The sequence below is a fragment of the Pseudoalteromonas sp. Z1A8 genome (assembly GCF_011378855.1).
Lineage (GTDB): Bacteria > Pseudomonadota > Gammaproteobacteria > Enterobacterales > Alteromonadaceae > Pseudoalteromonas.
In genome coordinates this window covers 1-18,969 of sequence record NZ_WTLB01000011.1, presented here as the reverse complement: position 1 = coordinate 18,969, position 18,969 = coordinate 1, and the positions used below count along the sequence as shown (strand labels likewise).

General features: G+C 38.6%; 14 protein-coding genes. 6 read left to right on the top strand and 8 right to left on the bottom strand.

All coding sequences use genetic code 11. The features are described 5' to 3' along the window. Positions 1-2: 2 nt before the first annotated feature. From ilvD to ilvG, 3 genes are all read right to left on the bottom strand, one after another. A complete protein-coding gene (ilvD, locus tag GQR55_RS06205) occupies positions 3-1,859 on the bottom strand; it encodes a dihydroxy-acid dehydratase (protein ID WP_166419891.1) in 1,857 nt (618 codons plus the stop codon). A 103-nt stretch (positions 1,860-1,962) separates the two neighbouring features. Next, on the bottom strand, positions 1,963-2,208 hold the full coding sequence (gene ilvM, locus GQR55_RS06200) for an acetolactate synthase 2 small subunit (RefSeq protein ID WP_165728087.1): 246 nt from the start codon (positions 2,206-2,208) through the stop codon (positions 1,963-1,965). Continuing rightward, positions 2,205-3,854: an acetolactate synthase 2 catalytic subunit gene (gene ilvG, locus GQR55_RS06195; protein WP_165728086.1), complete on the bottom strand. Its 1,650-nt coding sequence runs from the start codon at positions 3,852-3,854 to the stop codon at positions 2,205-2,207. The genes ilvM and ilvG overlap by 4 nt, the downstream gene beginning before the upstream one ends. Positions 3,855-4,408: 554 nt before the next feature. Between ilvG and GQR55_RS06190 the strand changes: the two genes are divergently transcribed. From GQR55_RS06190 to GQR55_RS06165, 6 genes are all read left to right on the top strand, one after another. After that, positions 4,409-6,079, top strand: a complete 1,671-nt coding sequence (locus GQR55_RS06190) for a phosphoethanolamine--lipid A transferase (protein WP_166419890.1) — start codon at positions 4,409-4,411, stop codon at positions 6,077-6,079. Further along, positions 6,076-6,447 carry a diacylglycerol kinase gene (locus GQR55_RS06185; protein ID WP_165741080.1) on the top strand — a complete coding sequence of 124 codons (372 nt, stop codon included), beginning with the start codon at positions 6,076-6,078 and terminating at the stop codon, positions 6,445-6,447. Before GQR55_RS06190 ends, GQR55_RS06185 begins: the two co-directional genes overlap by 4 nt. Then, the gene (locus GQR55_RS06180) at positions 6,438-8,387 is read left to right on the top strand and encodes an LTA synthase family protein (protein ID WP_166419889.1); all 1,950 of its coding nucleotides are present in this window, start codon (positions 6,438-6,440) and stop codon (positions 8,385-8,387) included. The genes GQR55_RS06185 and GQR55_RS06180 overlap by 10 nt, the downstream gene beginning before the upstream one ends. 63 nt (positions 8,388-8,450) lie before the next feature. After that, positions 8,451-9,125: a response regulator transcription factor gene (locus tag GQR55_RS06175; protein ID WP_165728082.1), complete on the top strand. Its 675-nt coding sequence runs from the start codon at positions 8,451-8,453 to the stop codon at positions 9,123-9,125. Continuing rightward, the gene (locus GQR55_RS06170) at positions 9,106-10,542 is read left to right on the top strand and encodes a HAMP domain-containing sensor histidine kinase (RefSeq protein ID WP_166419888.1); all 1,437 of its coding nucleotides are present in this window, start codon (positions 9,106-9,108) and stop codon (positions 10,540-10,542) included. Before GQR55_RS06175 ends, GQR55_RS06170 begins: the two co-directional genes overlap by 20 nt. Positions 10,543-10,590: 48 nt before the next feature. Next, complete coding sequence (locus GQR55_RS06165) at positions 10,591-11,469, top strand: TraB/GumN family protein (protein ID WP_166419887.1); 879 nt, start codon at positions 10,591-10,593, stop codon at positions 11,467-11,469. A gap of 47 nt (positions 11,470-11,516) precedes the next feature. Here GQR55_RS06165 and GQR55_RS06160 read toward each other — a convergent pair whose 3' ends face one another. From GQR55_RS06160 to GQR55_RS06140, 5 genes are all read right to left on the bottom strand, one after another. After that, positions 11,517-12,926 (bottom strand): ATP-binding cassette domain-containing protein, encoded by a 1,410-nt coding sequence (locus GQR55_RS06160; protein WP_166419886.1) that lies wholly within the window; start codon positions 12,924-12,926, stop codon positions 11,517-11,519. Between the two features lie 76 nt (positions 12,927-13,002). Continuing rightward, positions 13,003-14,733, bottom strand: a complete 1,731-nt coding sequence (locus tag GQR55_RS06155; RefSeq protein ID WP_166419885.1) for a response regulator — start codon at positions 14,731-14,733, stop codon at positions 13,003-13,005. A gap of 129 nt (positions 14,734-14,862) precedes the next feature. Beyond that, on the bottom strand, positions 14,863-17,196 hold the full coding sequence (locus tag GQR55_RS06150; protein ID WP_166419884.1) for a fatty acid cis/trans isomerase: 2,334 nt from the start codon (positions 17,194-17,196) through the stop codon (positions 14,863-14,865). Further along, entirely contained in the window at positions 17,193-17,558 is a 366-nt protein-coding gene (locus GQR55_RS06145; RefSeq protein ID WP_166419883.1) for a hypothetical protein, read from the bottom strand. Before GQR55_RS06145 ends, GQR55_RS06150 begins: the two co-directional genes overlap by 4 nt. A gap of 134 nt (positions 17,559-17,692) precedes the next feature. After that, a complete protein-coding gene (locus GQR55_RS06140) occupies positions 17,693-18,502 on the bottom strand; it encodes a VOC family protein (protein ID WP_166419882.1) in 810 nt (269 codons plus the stop codon). Between the last annotated feature and the right edge of the window lie 467 nt (positions 18,503-18,969).

Genomic DNA, 18,969 nt, shown 5'->3' with positions numbered 1-18,969 from the left:
AATTAACTAAGCGCCTCCAATTTAGCTAAATCGCGCACTGCGCCTTTATCAGCACTCGTTGCAAGTAATGCATAAGCTTTTAAAGCAGACGACACATAGCGCTCACGATCAACTGGCTTGTACGCCATTTTTCCGCGTGCTAATTGCTTTTGCTTACGTGCCTCAAGTTCTTCATCGCTTAGCGCTAATGTGATTTCACGTGTTGCGATATCAATAATAATTTTATCGCCATTTTCAACATAAGCAATTGCGCCACCACTTGCTGCCTCTGGTGACACGTGGCCAATTGATAAACCCGAAGTACCACCCGAAAAGCGACCATCAGTAATAAGCGCACATTGTTCAGCTAGGCCTTTTGATTTTAAATAACTTGTTGGATAAAGCATCTCTTGCATACCTGGGCCGCCTCTAGGGCCTTCATAACGAATAACAACAACATCGCCGGCTTTTACTTCGTTATTTAAAATCCCTTCTACTGAATCATCTTGTGATTCGTATACAATGGCGGTGCCTTCAAAATGTAGCATTTCGTCAACTACGCCAGCACTTTTAACAACGCAACCATCAACGGCTAAGTTACCCGAAAGTACAGCTAAGCCACCGTCTTGGCGAAAAGCATGTTCAACGCTTCGAATACAACCATTGACGCGGTCATTATCGCCTTCATCCCAACGACACTCTTGGCTCATGGCTTTAGTAGTACGAATACCCGCAGGACCCGCACGATAAAACTTGCGCGCTACTTCGTTAGTCGGGTCTGTTGCATCCCATTTTTTAACAAGCTCAGCCATTGTTGATCCAGCGACGTGATTCACTGACATATCAACCAAGCCCGCTTTACCAAGCTCGCGTACAACTGCCATCATGCCACCAGCACGGTGTACATCTTCAATATGGTACTCTGGTGTTGCCGGCGCCACTTTACATAAAAACGGTGTTTTACGAGAAAGCGCATCAATGTGCGACATATCAAAATCAACGCCTGCCTCTTGGGCTGCTGCAAGTAAATGTAATACGGTATTTGATGAGCCGCCCATTGCAATATCAACAACCATTGCATTCATAAAGGCTGTTTTGTTAGCAATAGCGCGTGGTAATACTTCTTGATTATCTTTTTGATAATACTCACGACATAAATCAACAATACGAGCACCCGCTTCAACATAAAGCTGTTTACGGTCTTTATGAGTGGCAAGCGTTGTGCCGTTACCCGGCAGTGCTAAACCTATTGCCTCTAACAAACAATTCATTGAGTTTGCCGTAAACATACCTGAGCACGAACCACATGTAGGACACGCAGATCGCTCTACTTGCTCTGAATCTGCATCACTTACCGATTCATCTGCGCCTTTAACCATGGCATCAACTAAATCAAGTTTAATGTCGATGTTAGCAAGTTTAGTTTTACCCGCTTCCATTGGACCGCCCGATACAAATATTACCGGTATGTTTAAACGTAGCGCTGCAAGCATCATCCCTGGGGTGATTTTGTCGCAGTTTGAAATACAGATCATCGCATCAGCACAATGGCCATTTACCATGTACTCAACCGAGTCAGCAATTAAATCGCGCGAAGGCAATGAATAAAGCATGCCGCCGTGACCCATTGCAATCCCATCATCAATCGCAATGGTATTAAATTCTTTAGGAACGCCACCAGCCTGTTTAATAGTCTCACCCATAAGCTCACTAAGCTGGTTAAGGTGTACATGCCCAGGTACAAATTGTGTAAACGAGTTAACTACGGCAATAATCGGTTTACCAAAATCAGAGTCTGTCATACCTGTTGCGCGCCATAATGCTCTTGCGCCTGCGCGTTTACGTCCTTCAGTTGTTGTTGCACTTCTTAATTTAGCCATAGTTACCTCAGTGTTTGCCGCAATATAAGCGGGCATTCCTCATTCTAAAATTGGTGAATAACCGAGTGACTCAGTTACTCGTAAATTATTTTTTTATTCGTAATTACACAGCCTGTTGGTGCTGTAAATTTTGTAAAGTGACTTCTTTAACATCCACCAGCTTATTTAGCTGACTAGTTAATAGGTGAATAGGTTTATCACTATCTACCGTCATGGCTACGTTATATAAACCATCATCTATATTGAGCTGAAAATGCGTTAGGTTAAAACCACGATGACGCACCACTCGTAAAAAGCGCTCTACCGCTATACTTTGGCTTTTTAATGCAATAGTTAGGCTATGTTTCATTTTGCTTTCTCCGTCATCATTTCGTCGTTAGCAGCCCCAGGTGGTACAAGTGGCCAAACATTTTCTTTATCATCAATACAGGCATGTACTATGTACGGACCTTTGCTGTTAACTAATGCTGTAATAGCATCATCAACTTGGTTAGCGTGGGTAATTGTTTGCCCAGGAATACCAAACACTGCAGCTAGTTGAACAAAGTCAGGGTTATCTGAAAGGTTAGTTTCAGAGTAGCGCCCTTCAAAAAACAGCTCTTGCCATTGGCGAACCATACCTAAACGCTGGTTATCTAATATTAGTATTTTTACTGGTAAATTGTTACGGCGAATAGTGGCAAGCTCTTGAATATTCATCATGATTGAGCCATCACCCGACACGGTAATTACAAAGTCATCTGGGCGTGCTACTTGTGCGCCAATAGCAGCCGGTAAACCAAAGCCCATTGTGCCTGCGCCACCACTACTTAAATGATTACTCGGATGGCTAAATTTCATATGCTGCGCGACCCACATTTGGTGCTGGCCAACATCACAGCACACAACGCCAGTTTTTGGCATACGCTCACTAAGCTGACTAAGTAAATAAGGTGCATAAACCTTCTCACCTGGGTAGTCGTAACGCCACGCGTGCTTAATATTCATTTCTTTATTTGTGTCACACCAGGCTTTTGGTGTTACAAAGCACTCAAGCGCTGGTAAAGAGGTTTTTAAATCAGCAATTAATGAGGCTTTAGCAGGTTTTCGCTTACCGACTTCAGCGGCATCTATATCTAAATGGATTACTTTGGCTTTAGCTGCAAATTTAGCTAAGTTACCCGTTACGCGGTCATCAAAGCGCGCCCCTATACATACAAGCACATCACATTCTTGCACAGCAATATTAGCCGCTTGAGTACCATGCATACCTAGCATACCTAAGTAGTGTTCGTAATCTGGTAGTACACTACCCAATGCTTTAAGTGTTGATACAGCCGGCATTTGCGTTTTATTTAAAAACTGCATTAGCTCGTCTTGCGCATCAGCGGCTTGTACACCACCGCCTACGTACGCTACAGGCTGTTTTGCTTCACTAAGTAATTGATTAGCAATAGCAACTTGATTTAAATCTAATTGTGGTAAGTATTCATCAGCTGCAAGCCAAGGTTTAAAAGGTACTTGCGCCATTTGAATATCTTTTGGGATATCGACAAGTACAGGACCCGGTCGGCCACTTTGCGCTAAATGAATCGCTTCTTGTAATATCTCTGCTAAGTCTTCAGCTCGTTCAACCATGTAGCTGTGCTTAGTACACGAAAGCGACATACCTAGTACATCTATTTCTTGGAAAGCATCTGAACCAATGGCTGCAGTAGGCACTTGGCCGGTGATCGCCAATAATGGCACTGAGTCCATCATCGCATCAGCAAGGGCAGTGATTAAGTTAGTTGCACCTGGACCCGATGTTGCAAAACACACACCTAATTTACGCGTGCTGCGAGCATAACCAACAGCTGCAAACCCTGCACCTTGCTCATGACGAGTAAGGTAGTGTTTGACTGGCGCGCCATACAGCGCATCGTAAATTGGCATAATAGCTCCGCCTGGGTAGCCAAATACTTCATTTACGCCGTGTTTGGCCAATAAGTCGATTGTTAGTTCTGCGCCTGTCATTAATAAAACCCTCATTCCTCAGTGACAACCCAATTACATTTTTACGCTTAGAACTTTAGGCTTAAAACTAAAAAGCCCTCCGAACGGTTAGGTGCGGAGGGCTTTTTTAATGCTTAAGTTTTTAAAGCACTACGAAGCCCTCGCGGGAATAATCACCACGATAATAATCAGGACTAGGTTAAGTGCATTTGTAAGCATGTAATTAATACCAAATTTTGTTCAATTATCGCGAAGGTTATTCCTTCGCTCTCTTTTTATATTAGTACCGCGCTAGGCCCTTTAAGTCAACACCAAAGTTAATCTAACAAAAAGACTAAAAGGCAATTTATCAGGTTTTAAAATTCATTATACAAGCTGGTAGTGGTTTTTTTATGCTCTAATTTTATTCTCAGAAATTCACTATTCTTATATACCTTATTTAAGGTTTGATTAATTTTTAAGAATATTTTGATAAATAAAATTATTTATCACCTTCAGGTAATGCGTAGGTTCTCTTAAGCGACTCTTAAGTGTTGTTACATAGCATGGCGTTGTTATTTTAAACGAGCCTAAATATGAACGTAACTAGCCAAACACCAACACAAAAAAAGCCAAATCGTAGTAAACGGTTTTACATTCACTGTAGTGCAAACGCCTTTGTAGTGATGATTGCCTGTTATTACTGCTTAGTTATAAACATTCCTTTTATTCAAGGTTCGTTTAGTGCCATCACCTCCCTTGCTTCTTTTTCGTGGCTGTTTTTACTTTCAGTGCCTCTGCTTTTGCTATGCCTTTTAATTATTTTCTTTTCGATAGTGTCGGTTAGGTGGTTACTAAAGCCACTTAATTACCTTTTACTGATAATTTCGAGTGCCGTGCTTTACGGCTCATTAAATTACGGCGTCGTGTTTGACTATTCAATGATTCAAAACACATTCGAAACGGATTCAAGCGAAGCGCTGAGCTATTTAAATCCACAGCTCATAGGCTTTTTACTGCTATTTTGTGCGCTACCTGTTTTTATATTAAGCAAAGTAAAAATACACTTTACTCGCCCCCATCAAGAAGCGATTAGTCGTATAAAACTTATTGTAGCGTGCTGCTCACTAATTGCTTTAGTGGTCGTAAACTTTTACGCCGACTATGCAGCTACTGGCCGTAATAACCGCATTTTGAAAAAAGAAATTATCCCATTTCAGTATCTCTCCAGCGGTTATAAATATATGCGCGATCAACTGCTGTACACCAATATAAAGTTTAAAAATATAGATACAACACCCACTTTAATTGCGCCTAACATCACCAGCGTAACCGTTATGGTTGTTGGCGAAACCGCACGAGCAGAAAACTTTGCTTATCAAGGTTATAAGCGCAACACCAATCCTTATACACAAAAGCATAATGTGACGTATTTTAATAATGTGGCGTCTTGTGGCACCGCTACTGCAGTGTCTGTGCCGTGTATGTTTTCACTGCAAACACAAGATAACTTTGATCGATTAGCAGCCGACAATCAACAAAACCTGGTTGACTTAGCACAACAAGCTGGCAGCGACGTACTGTGGGTTGATAACAACAGCGGCTGTAAAAACGTATGCACCCGTGTTGTTAACATTGATATTTCAACCGCTGCATCAGCGCTTTGCGATGGGAAATATTGTTTTGATGAAGCACTTATTGCTCCACTTAAACGCAAACTCGCTAATTTAAGCCAAGCTAATACCGTTATCGTCCTACATATGATGGGCTCACACGGACCAACCTACTTTAAGCGCTACCCAGAAAAGTTTAAGCAATTTACGCCCACGTGCGACAGAAGCGACATTCAAAACTGCTCTCTCGATGAATTAGTTAATACCTACGACAATACAATTGCGTACAGCGACTTTGTTAACGCCCAAGTAATTGATCAATTAAAAATGCTGCCAAACAACATAGATAAGCAATTTTTATATGTCTCCGATCATGGTGAATCACTTGGCGAAGCCGGTGCGTATTTACATGGTTTTCCGTATAGCTTTGCACCTAGCACACAAACACACGTCCCCCTTTATATGTGGGCTGATGAGCATAATCAGCGTATTACCAATACCTGCTTAGCTAATTTAGACACCACTGCTGCACGCTCACACAACAATATTTTTCACACCCTTTTAAATTTAATTGGCATTAAAAGCAAAACGTATCAGGCATCGCTCGATTTACTTGCTAGCTGCCAAACAACACCAAGCGAAATACAACTATGAGTAATAAAACCGTTATAAAACGCCAAGGCTTAATGCGCCTTATTTTTACCTTAAGTCATTCTTTTAACGGCTTAAAATGGATGAGCCGATTTGAAGCCGCGTTTCAACAAGAGCTAGTACTATTTTCGTTACTAGGTGTGTTTGTGTGGCTACAAAAAATTGTATTAAGCGACAAGTTATTACTGATAGCCAGCCTGCTTTTTGTTTTGTTTGCTGAATTGGTAAATACAGCCGTTGAGGTTGTAGTTGATAGAATTGGCAGCGAATACCATGAGCTTTCGGGTCTCGCTAAAGATATTGCCTCAGCCAGTGTGTTTATAGCCATGCTAATTACTGCTCTTATTTGGTGGGCTGTATTATGGGCTTAACACTTAAAAGTAATAATTTTACAGTCAAGCAAGCACTTGGCCCTGTATGGATTTTTGTTGTATTTACTATTTTGGCACTGAGTTTTTTAACACTTGCCCGCTTTGGTTTGAGTGTTTGGCAAGGTGAGCGTGTATTTGGATCGCATGCGTGGTTGTCTATATTTATAGGCGGCTTAAGGGTAGATATAGCCACTTTAAGCTACATTATTATGCCCGCATTACTACTGACTTTAGTTATGCAAAGCATAGGGTGGCAAAATAAAGTACGCGGCCTAATTAAAATTTACTTAGTGGCTATGTCGGCTTTACTTGTTTTTTTTGAAGTGATTACACCTACATTTATAAACGAATACGATTTACGCCCTAACCGCTTATTTATAGAGTATTTAATTTACCCTAAAGAAGTCTCAAAAATGATTTTTTCGGGCTATAAGTTAGAGGTACTTATTGCTTTTATAGCACTTATTTTAAGCTGTAAATTTGCAAGTAAAGTATTTAGCAATCAATGGCAAAGCAAGTCATCACTAACGAGACTAAACCAATCAATTTTAGCGCTTGTTTTAGTGTGCTTAACTATTTTAGGCGCGCGTAATTCATTAGGGCACAGGCCGCTAAACCCCGCTATGGTCTCGTTCTCTACTGATCACTTACTTAACGATTTAACCCTTAACTCACTTTATAGCGTCGCGTTTGCGGTAAAACAACTCTCTAACGAGCAATCAAGCCAAGAGTATTATGGCAAAATGCCTACCGATGAATTGCTTAGTATTGTACGCAGTAACATGCAAAATACGCAGGCCAAATTTAGCGACTCAGCTGCCCCAACAAATACGTTCCATGAAGCAAGCAATACAGGTAAGCCAAAAAACCTAGTCATTATTTTACAAGAAAGTTTAGGCGCTCGTTACGTAGGCACACTGGGCGGTTTACCGCTTACACCTAATATCGACGCCCTTTATAAACAAGGCTGGGGATTTGATAATTTATATGCAACAGGCACACGCTCGGTACGTGGAATTGAGGCGGTAATTACAGGATTTACACCCACACCATCGCGTGCGGTTGTTAAGCTTGATAAATCACAACGTGACTTTTTTACTATTGCTGACTTTTTAGCGAAGAAAAATTACAACACACAATTTATTTATGGTGGCGAAAGCCACTTTGATAACATGCGCAGCTTCTTTTTAGGTAATGGCTTTAAAGATATTGTAGATACTAATAACTTTAATAAAATAGATTTTAATGGCTCGTGGGGCGCATCAGACGAAGACTTATACGACCAAGCAGATCTCGAACTCACTAAACTTAAACAACAGAATAAACCATTTTTGAGCCTTATATTTTCAAGCTCTAATCACAGCCCATATGACTTTCCTGACGATAAAATAACGCTGTACGACAAGCAAAAGCAAACCCGAAATAATGCTGCAAAGTATGCCGATTACGCACTAGGTAAGTTTATCGAAAAAGCTAAAAAATCGAGCTACTGGGACGACACTGTATTTATAGTTATTGCAGATCACGATTCACGCGTATCGGGCTCGAGCTTAGTTCCTGTTGATCACTTTAAAATCCCGGCCGTTATTTTTGGTAAAGGCATTCCCCATAAACGCGATGACCAGCTAGCCAGCCAACTCGATATTCCCGTGACTTTACTGTCTTTAATTGGTGCAAGTGGCAAGCACCCTATGATAGGCCATGATTTATCAAAGCCAATTAGCAACAATAAACAACGCGCCATGATGCAATACGACAAAAACTTTGCCTATATGCACGGTAATAAAGTGGTGGTGTTGCAACCACAAAAACCAGCAACCACCTATACGTATAGTAATAATCAGCTTGTACCATGTGAAAACGATGAGCAACTGATTAAAAAAGCTCTCGCCCACGCGAACTTAGGTAACTTAGCTTATACAAACGGTTGGTATCATTAACCAAGTGACTTGATAATAAAGCCTTGTTAAAGTAACAAGGCTATTTTTATAAACCGAGTAAACATGAAAATCCTCGTTATTGAAGACTCCGAAGCACTAAGACGCAGCTTGCAAGTTGGCCTTAGCAACCTTGGCTTTACCGTAGATGAAACCGGTGATGGCTCAGAAGGTTTAAGCATGGCACTGACTGGAAACTACGACCTCCTGGTACTTGATTTAATGCTGCCGAGTGTTGATGGCATGAGTATTTTACAAGCACTACGTAGCAGTAATAGCCAAAGCCGTGTGCTTATTTTATCTGCACGAAGTGAACCTCAAGATAAAATTAACGGCCTTATGAAAGGCGCTGACGACTATTTAACTAAGCCATTTTCGTTTGAAGAACTCCATGCTCGAGTCCTTGCATTGCTTCGCCGTGGTTCACTGCAAAACCAACAAAATACACTGACCGTAGGCGACTGCGTATTAGATCTCTCGCTTAAAACGCTTCATTACAAGCAACATGCCATTGAGCTCACGCGTAATGAATATAAAATAATAGAATGCTTATTTAATACTCCTGAGCGGGTGTTAGGACTAGAGTTTATAAGTGAAGCAGTAGTAGGTCAGTTCGATATGCTCTCTAAAAATGCGCTTGAAGCACACATATCTACTATACGAAAAAAAGTAAGACAGTTTGATGGCGAGCTCCCTATAAAAAACAAACGTGGATTTGGTTATGTCGCAACAACAAAATAAAAGTCACTCAATAAAACGTAAACTGGTTAATAATATTAGCGCGGTACTTTCGGTGATTTTATTCACCATATTTTTAACCGTTGATTTAAGTGTGGATACTTGGGTGGAAGATCAGTTCAATCAGTCTTTAACTAACAAAGCTAACTACTTAAAAACCTTAGTTGAAGATGACAACAACGTGGTTGAATTTGATTTTGCTGGTGAGTTTATGTCGGAGTATGAAGCAGCCGATGCCACGGAGTTTTACCAGTTATGGCATGGCCGTGATGTGTTTGAGCGCTCAGACTCATTAGAACTTTATAAAAATGCTAACCTGCCTTTTTTAGAAATGCCGATAAACGAATCTAAAATTATAGATTACGAGCTTCCTAACGGGCGTGATGGCCGCGCACTTATAAGTCACTTTGTAGCCCAAAAAGATGATAAAAATCCCACTCATTCTGCTGTTTTTAATACCATGACTCTTGCGATTGCTGCGCCGACAGCGGAACTTAATAAAGTACTTATTATTATTGATGTGGTCTTTATTTTAACCTGTGTACTTGGTGTGTTTGGTATGCGCTATTTAGTGACGCGTATTGTAAATAAAGGCCTGCACCCGCTACACAATTTAAACGACCAAATTAAGTTACTCGATATTACCGGTGTTGCGCAAACAATAGAAAGCGACTTTAAAGTAGAAGAAATAGAACCCATACGTAATGAACTAAATAAGTTTATTACCGTTAATCAGCAACTCTATAGTAATGAAAAACGCCTAACAAGCGACATTGCACATGAGCTAAAAACCCCAATAGCTGAACTAATAAGCCTTTCAGAAGTGGCTATTCGCTACCCAGACGATAAACGTATTAGCGACACCTATACCAGTGATGTACTTAATATTTCACAGCGCATGAAAACAATTGTTAGCAACCTATTATTATTGCAGCGCTCAAATAGCAGTACAATGCAATTAAATGCACAAAATATCATTCTAAATAACTTAGTAAATCAAATTGTTGATGAGTTGACCTTTAAGCACCCAAGTATTAAAGCGCGTTTAAATAATGTGATAAGTGACGAACTTACACTTAATGCTGACGAATTTAGTTTAAATACCATTTTGTGTAACTTAATCGATAACGCACTATTTTATGGACTCCCTGAGGCGCCAATTAAATTAACTGCGGTAAATAACAACACAAACATGACCATTTCTGTTAGCAACAAAGTAAATCAACCATTAAGTAATGAACAGCTAACCGCTATTTTTGACCCGCTCTATCAGCTAGATTCATCTAGAACTAATAACCAGCGCCACGGTTTAGGGTTATCTATTGTGCAGAGCTTATGCAACTTAAATGGCTTTACTATTACGGCCAGTAATACCGAGAACAATACGCTAACATTTATATTAACGTTACCTCTGAAGTAAATTTAGGTTAGTATTTACATTACTAATTTTGAGATTTAAGGACAAACCATGAATGCTCTTATCCGTGTTAGCCACTTTTTTATTTTGGCGTTACTTATAACATTTAGCCTTAACAGCTATGCAGCTCCTGCCTTATATAAAATAGAAAAAAATGGCGTCAGCTCTTACTTATTCGGCACTGTACACGTTGGTGATGCCAGCATGAAAGGCTTACCTAAAAATGTAACCGAAGCAATTAGCGCAAGCAAAGAAGTGATTGTTGAGGTTGATATAAGTAAACTCACACCCCTTGAAATGCAGCAGCGTTCAATGCCATTTATGATGCTAGGCAACGGTAAAACATTGCAAACTGAGCTTTCAAAGCAAAACTATACCAAGCTAAAAGACTACTTTGCTAAAAAGTCGATTGATATTGCTATGTTTAATGGCTTAAAACCATGGGCTGTTATGGTGACTATGATGCAAATTGAATTTCAAAATGCAGGTTATTCAGATAAAACAGGCATAGATAAGCAAGTACTTGCTTACGCTAAAGAGCATAAAATAAAAATAGGTGAGCTTGAAACACTAGAGCAACAACTACAGATGTTTGATGGCATGGCGCTACTGAGCAATGAAATGATTGAAGAAACATTTGAGCAGCTAAGCGATATTAATACTTACTTCATCAAACTAGTTAATGCCTGGAAAAACGGTGATATGGATACACTAACCGATTACTACAACATGAGTTTTGATGACAGTAATTACGGTGAAATTAGCGAGCAAGTAATGCTAACTAACCGCAATAATAATTGGGTTAAACAACTCACACCGCGTTTAGCAAACGAGCAACTATTTATTGCTGTAGGAGCCCTGCATTTACCTGAAAAACACGGGTTACTTAAACAGCTACGAGATAAAGGTTTTAGCGTTACTCGTCTTTAAAATAAAGAACGTTTGAGCGAAGTATCGCTCAAACATTCTCATCGCTTTTAATTAAAGTCTTCCATTTTTAAGTAGTTCTCTATTCCTTTAATTTTGTCTGCCGCATGATGATTTACATAAATCACAGTACTTGTATTGGCAGCACAAATTTTCTCGATTAGTAGTAGTACACGTTGCCTGTTTGCTTCATCTAAGCCTAAGCAAGGTTCATCTAAAATAAGTAACGTTGGATGCTTTACCATAGCCCGTACAATTAACAGCATACGTTGATCGCCGTACGAAAGTTGGGTGAATGAGGCGTTTTGTTTATCACTTAAACCAATAAATACCAGCCACTGCTGAGCAATATTAGTTTGTGCGTCACTCGGTTTTTGATATAAGCCTATGCTGTCGTAAAAGCCCGAAATAACGGTATTTAAAGCCGATATACTTACGCGGTAATCCATATGTAGCGCGTTAGATATAAAACCAATATGCTGTTTTATATCCCAAATACTCTCTCCGCTTCCACGTTTAAAACCAAATACTTCAATGTCGTTGTCATAACACTGCGGGTTATCACCTGTTATTAAATTTAATAGGCAGGTTTTACCTGAACCGTTCGTCCCACTAAGCTGCCAATGCTGATGCTTTTTTATAGTCCAATTAAGATTTTTGAATATGCTTACGCCACTATAACTAACTTTAGCATTACTTAGTTTAACTAAAGTATTACCAGTGAATGCCTTTTGCTTTTGATCGGCGTCAGGAGATGGCACATCTAATGAAGTATGTTCTAAATGGAGTAGTTTTAGTAAGTCACTTAATTGCTCACTACTTGGCTTTGCTAAAGTATGTAACAAGCTGCCTTGGTTTACATAACCGTAGTGAGTAATGAATGAAGGGATTTCGTCTAGGCGGTTTAGTACAAAAACAAAAGTAACCGTGTGGCTAAGCGCTATCAGTATTTTATTAAGCTGCTGGCAAGATTGTACGTCGAGTCCATCAAATGGCTCATCAAGCACGACTAACTCGCTATGGGAGCTGAGTGCTTTAATAAGTAGGAGTTTACGAGTTTCACCGGTTGAAAGATCTCTAAAATGCCTATTTAGTAATAAGCTAAATTTAAATAATTCTATTAGCTGCGCTAATAACTCACCACTATTACTATGCTTTGTAAATATAAGATCTTTAACGAGGCTATGCTTTTCACGCTCTAATTCTTGGGCCAGTAACTGTTTATGCGAATCAGAAGACACGAGCATAAGTTTATTTATACTACTTGTACGCTTACCACTTTCGCACTTAGCTTCGCCGACTAACGCAGCTGTTAATGCAGATTTACCTGTTCCATTAGCACCTAGAAGCAACCAATGTTCTCCTAGATTCACTTGCCAATCTAGGTTGCATATATCATAACGACTTTTGCCTTGCCCTTGTAAGTAACCATTAAATTGCTCAAGCGTAATTGACTGCACTAACTTTCCCTAATAGACCTTAAAACAGTAAATTAACGCATATTAAAAGTGCTTAGCAAGCTTGTTATCTGCAAAATTAATTAATTTCATTCACAACGCTAATACTATTTAATGCGTCTTTAATTGCTTGCTGACTTATTGGTTTATGAATATGAAGGTTAGCGCCGTATTTATAAACTCGCTCCATATCATTTTGTGAGGTGTTTGCTGTTATAACAATAATTGGCATTACTTTATTAAGCTCTGATCGTATTTTTTTTATAGCCTCAAACCCATCCATTACTGGCATATTTAAGTCCATAAAAATAATATCATATTGATTTTCACTCACCATATCGCACGCGACTTTGCCGTTTTCAGCGCAGTCATAGTTTAATTTTAGCAAGCCAAGTATACGGGTTAATAACATGGTGTTTAATGGATTATCTTCAACGACTAAACACGTTAGCTTGTCGTTTACTTTAAGAGGTGTTGGGAGGGCTTTACTTATTGTCACTGGTAAATACAAAGACACCAAAGCACCATGAGTTTTATTATTTGTAAAAGTAATTTCACCATGCAGTGCTTTTACAACGTATTGAACCCGGGTTATGCCTGTTCTTAACCCTTGAAAGTGATTGGTTTGTTTAAATGAGTCAAATTCCAGGTCAGTAATTTTCTTCGAAAAGCCACTGCCAGTGTCACTCACCGTTAAATGAAATTCATCATTAAAAAGCTTTGCAGAGACAGTAATTTCACCTTCTGTCGTAAACTTAATAGCGTTACTAATTAATTCTGTAAGTGTGTTCTGCAAACGTTGGTGATCTAATTTACATACACAATTTAACGATTCATCTAAACAACTAACTAGTTTTAGACCTTTTTGCTGACACGCATACTCGTAAGCTATTACTACTTTGTTACACGACTCTAAAAGGTTTTCATCTTTTAAATGCGGTATCCATTTACCTGCGCTTAAAGCCTGTAAGTCCTGTAGCTCATCTAATATAGCTATTAACCTAAGCGCACAATAATTAGCTTGGGTTTTAACGCTTTGCTGAGTATCAGAAACCTCCAGATCCTCAATAGACGTAATAAGCCCTTGCAAAGGTGTCCTAAATTCGTGACTTGCTCTAGCAATAAAGTGCTCTTTATTTTGGCTTGTTTGATGAACAAAATCTTTTTGTTTTTGTAGTTTTATAAGCGTATCTGAAATCTCTTTTTCCATTGGCATAAAAACAAATCTTAGCTCAACAAGTAGCAGCACCATTGCCAATAACCAGCATAATATCTCTAGGTTGGCGACTCTGTTAATTTTTTTAACAGCTTGGGACTCAAATAAGCTAACCGCTTTATCAAGCGTAGCTAATAGCGTTTCAACATGCCCTATTGAAAAAAGAGACTGGTTTACCTCACCTTCTTGATACAAAAGCCTCTCAGTTTGCTCCACATATTCTAATACTGTCTTATCCAAGCCAGTAGTTGCACCAAAATATAAATCCACTAATGCTGAATCTAAATAAATGTATTCATCATCAGAATTTTTTGTTAATAGTGTTTGGTGGGATTTTTTAAATGTATTGAGAGATTTCTCAAGCGATTCTGTATGAAGTGGTGAATAATTACTAATGCTGAGTATGGCATTGCTATGCCACGCTATTTTTTGCGACAGCATTCTTTGCTTACCAGCAATATTAATAACTTTTGCATCATATTTTTGAACGGAAAAACCATATTGTAACAATAGAGCAGAACCACTGATTAAAAGAGCAATAGTCAATAACGCCCATCGATATCGCTTTCTAACACTTTTAATAATATCGAACATGCAAAAGCCTGTTTTTTATTTAAGTGTAGACTAATTTTATAAAACAAAAAATCAGTCAGAGTAATTATGTTTTTAAGTTAATAAGCAATAAAAAGCCCAGCAAAAGCTGGGCATATATAAAGGTAAGCGTTAACGATTCTCTAATCGATTATAGTCAAACATTCCATATTCTATTCCTCGATATTTTTTAGCCGTTTCGTGCAATATATCGCTGTATTGCCAAAACTGTGGGTGAGTACGACGAATACCATATTTACTTTTTAAAGCGCGGTAATCAGCTTCAATTTGCATCATTGGTAATTGCTCAGCAAAAGCATTTACTTGTTGCTCATTATTTAAATACCAAATAGCAGCTGGATAATCACCGATAAAGCCAGGAACGATTGTTGCTGTATCTTCATCATAAGCACGCTGACCATCTTCGTTTAATAAACTAGATATATTATAGTGCGCATTATGATGAATAATAGTGTAGCCCTTATGGCTATTATCTTCTTGCTTTACAAGTATAAAAGAAAGCTGAGGTAGCAAGTTAACCGTTTTTGCTGGCATGTTGCTTATTACATTTAACGGCTTTGGCACTTCAGTGTAGTTGTATCGTTCACTTAGAACTGGCGCTAAGGCTTCTTTCATTAAAGTATATAGCTCATGTTGTGGATCATCAGTTTTATAATTGATACCACTTGGCTGACTAAACTCTCGATTATTTTTAAAGAATTTAGATAAGTCTGGTGGTGAATTACGATACCACTGCTTTTTAATTTGATTACGCTTTTCTTCTGGAAGTAACGATAAAAAGTTTTGCTCCCCTTCTAAACGTAAAAAATCCATGTATAGCCGTGTAACCATTTGATGGCCAATATTGCCATACACATCAAAGCCTGCCACGAGCAAATAGTGAATACGTTCAAATAACGCATAATCAAGTATCCACGTGGTTTTAGGCTCTTGACCAATAAAGCCTTTAACAACGGTTGCACTATCAAAGTGGCGGAAGATAGTCAGTGCCGCATTTTTATTATGCCCATCACCTTTCCAAAGTAAGTCGGTTGTAAGATGCTCACCACCTTTAAACATTTCGTTAGCAAGTTCAACTTTTGCCTGTAAATATTTTTTCTCACGGACTGAATACTTAACCCAGCTAGAAATAGGTAACGCATTACTTTCCTCTGCGGCAGGAAGTTCTAAAGCTTCTTCATGCTGCATTAGCATTTCGCCTACAGCAGGCGTAGCAACTTTACCTGGATCAGCAAATGCCACCCAAAAATTATCATTAATTACATTTAATGCAATTTGACCACGACAAACAGGTCCTTTAATAAAGCCCATAATAATCAATTCAGCTTCATCTAGCATAAATTGGTATTTTGAATTAATGGGAATAACTTCAAAAGTTTTAAATGGGTTAGATGCCGATTCTGGTTTATAACTTGGCATTTGCGTAACTGTATAATCTGGTGCAATAAACTGCTCGTATAAGCGCAGTAACTTAGCTTCATTAAGCTCAAGCGGTAAATGCGTTTTAGAAAGTATTGTTGTACGCTCTTGCATAAAGCGATAATAAACACGACTAACTTTAGGATCGTCATATGGACGACGCGTATTTATTAATTTTATTGTTTCACCAGGAGGCGTACTCGAGCGAACAAGTTTAAAAAAGCTTTGTGGGTTTTCTGACGTAAAATAAATATGTGCTAAAAACCAATGTTCATAAATATAACGTGCTGATAACTGATACTTTAAATCGTCTTGATTTAAAAATGCTTCCCAACCCGTTATTTTATTCTGATCAAATTTACTTGGCGGCTTAATGTGTGACATTTTACCGCCATTTTTAAGCCAGTCCTGTAAGTGATTAAACTCTTCACGCGAAACACCTGGTAAACCATAAGGCATGCCGCCATGAGGCTGATCATCTGCTAATCTATCAAACTCCCCCATTGTTGCACAGGTTTGTGAACGCCCTAACGAAAAATCAAATTCATCATCTAAAACTTCATTAACTGGTAATTCATAGCTTTGCTTTAATACCAAGCTGTTAAACAACACACTGCCCGCTAAGTTAGCCTCTTCACTTTGCATGCGTTCATTAAGCACTGGGGTAAAGTTTTTTTCTCGCCATTGCTTAGTATTTGTTGCATCAAACAATAAACGGCTTGGGGTTGTTGCCAATAAACGAGTTCCATCGTAAACAAGTTCTTTACTCAAGCCACGGTCAATACCTTCAGGGGATGAGAGCTTAAGCTGACAAGGTGCGTCGTAACAACCGTGGCAAACAACACAGCGGGTATCGAGCACAGGTTTTACATTTTGTAAAAAATCAGCGCCTGCACCTGTAGTATGAGGAACCATTCGCTCTTGTGCTTGTTCAGGTCCAAAAACGTCATCGTAATGAGCATTTCCTAAATATGCACAACCACTTAAAATAATGAGAACTACAGCGCTTATTAATATTTTTCTCATTCGTCGTCCTCATCACCTAAATCAAAGGTAGGCATCATATCCATTTGTGGCGAAACAAACGTTTGCAGCTCTGAGGTGTTAAGCACCACGCTTAAAAGTGGCCCATGAGTTAACGTTATTTGTGCATCATGCTCTTGCTCTAATACATTTGAGAATATAGAGTCAGAGATTAACAGCTGATAGTTACTTAAAGTAATAGCAATACTGCTATCTTCACTAGGGTTTTGGCAAATTTGGGCCAGCAACTCATCATTTAGAGAAATAGAAATTTCAAAATCAGGTTGCTCTAAATCTCTTTCATTTAATGTTTCATCAAGGAGAAATAAAGGGAGTGTTAAATTACTATCTTGTTCGATTTCCATTGTGCTCACAGTGCGACTAACTATTTAATTGTAATATTATAGCAAGAAAAATTGAACATTAATTCATAATGAACAGTCTAAGGACACTGGTTGAACCAATGCAGACTTTAAATTATTTTTATCTAAGCCTTTCCTTATTTACAATCTATAGGTGTATCATTCATCGTTGATTGAAGTACCGAAAATACAGCACCTTGTGGATCGCATATAACACTAAAGCGGCCAACATCGGGGATATCTGTGGCAGGGACACATATTTGCCCACCTAAACTAATTGCTTTACTTATTGCTGTATCGCAACTCTCTACTGCAAAATAAATCATCCAATGAGCAGGAATATCTTCAGGCCAGTCGCTTGTCATTTCAAGCATACCAGCAATAGGCTGCCCATCGACTAAAAATAAAGTGTAATCCATACCATCCATAGGCTTTATTTCACTTTCCCACCCTAGTAAAGCACAGTAAAAGTCCCGACTTACTTTGCTATCTCTGGTTGCTAATTCATGCCAATAAGGCGTATTTAACTCCCCGAAGTGCTTACAACCTTTATGCTCATTTCCTTGCCATAGTGCAACAGTTGCACCTACAGGATCTTTTAGCATCAACATTCGTCCTGCATTCATAACATCATGCGGACCTGCAATAATTTCAGCACCCAGTTCTTTCGCTTTTACAGCACAGTCATCTATATTATCGACTGCAATATAGGCCAACCAATTACTTGGTATCTCTGCACTAATTTGCTCTTCAGGCATTTCGTACATAGCGGCTATATCATCATCTTGCTTTTGTAGCATAGTGTAATATATATCCTCCCCAATAGGCTGATCGTCATATCCCCAATCAAATAATGAGGTATAAAACGCCTTACCCTCTTTCCAATTGTGCGTACAAAGTTCCGACCAACAAAAAATCCCATGTGGATGATTTTCAATTTTACTCATTATTAAGCCCTTATTATTCTAATTTTATTTAAACGAGCTCTGTCACATTTTATAAACTATATAATTGAACAGATCATAAATTGAGATTAGAGCAATAACTAATCAGAGTCGATAAATAAAGGTATTATTCTAAAGTTAGAAAAACGTATTTTAAAAAAGGGATATTGAGAATATGTTTTTATACCAACCTGCATAAATCTTTGATCAATTTAACGAATTAAATTTCACTATAACGTCGTTAAAAATTTTTTATTTAGAACAACTAGATACAAAAATTTTTGCCTAGTTCTAGCGTAATTTTCTTAACGTTAAATAGACCCCATATATAAGCAGATTGGTATTATTATTTTATAGAGCTGAAATATTGAGGGGTTTTATTGTGATTTTATACCAATCTGCCAAATTATGTGATCTAATTAGCATACTGATACTTATCTACTTTTACTAAATTGAACTTAGAAAAATCC

What these genes read in the sequence shown, in the direction of transcription:
- ilvG (WP_165728086.1), bottom strand. Translation starts at nt 3,854, where the DNA reads ATGACAGGCGCAGAACTAACAATCGACTTATTGGCCAAACACGGCGTA.
- GQR55_RS06190 (WP_166419890.1), top strand. Translation starts at nt 4,409, where the DNA reads ATGAACGTAACTAGCCAAACACCAACACAAAAAAAGCCAAATCGTAGT.
- GQR55_RS06140 (WP_166419882.1), bottom strand. Translation starts at nt 18,502, where the DNA reads ATGAGTAAAATTGAAAATCATCCACATGGGATTTTTTGTTGGTCGGAA.
- GQR55_RS06175 (WP_165728082.1), top strand. Translation starts at nt 8,451, where the DNA reads ATGAAAATCCTCGTTATTGAAGACTCCGAAGCACTAAGACGCAGCTTG.
- GQR55_RS06180 (WP_166419889.1), top strand. Translation starts at nt 6,438, where the DNA reads ATGGGCTTAACACTTAAAAGTAATAATTTTACAGTCAAGCAAGCACTT.
- ilvD (WP_166419891.1), bottom strand. Translation starts at nt 1,859, where the DNA reads ATGGCTAAATTAAGAAGTGCAACAACAACTGAAGGACGTAAACGCGCA.
- GQR55_RS06150 (WP_166419884.1), bottom strand. Translation starts at nt 17,196, where the DNA reads ATGAGAAAAATATTAATAAGCGCTGTAGTTCTCATTATTTTAAGTGGT.
- GQR55_RS06165 (WP_166419887.1), top strand. Translation starts at nt 10,591, where the DNA reads ATGAATGCTCTTATCCGTGTTAGCCACTTTTTTATTTTGGCGTTACTT.
- GQR55_RS06170 (WP_166419888.1), top strand. Translation starts at nt 9,106, where the DNA reads ATGTCGCAACAACAAAATAAAAGTCACTCAATAAAACGTAAACTGGTT.
- GQR55_RS06185 (WP_165741080.1), top strand. Translation starts at nt 6,076, where the DNA reads ATGAGTAATAAAACCGTTATAAAACGCCAAGGCTTAATGCGCCTTATT.
- ilvM (WP_165728087.1), bottom strand. Translation starts at nt 2,208, where the DNA reads ATGAAACATAGCCTAACTATTGCATTAAAAAGCCAAAGTATAGCGGTA.
- GQR55_RS06155 (WP_166419885.1), bottom strand. Translation starts at nt 14,733, where the DNA reads ATGTTCGATATTATTAAAAGTGTTAGAAAGCGATATCGATGGGCGTTA.
- GQR55_RS06145 (WP_166419883.1), bottom strand. Translation starts at nt 17,558, where the DNA reads ATGGAAATCGAACAAGATAGTAATTTAACACTCCCTTTATTTCTCCTT.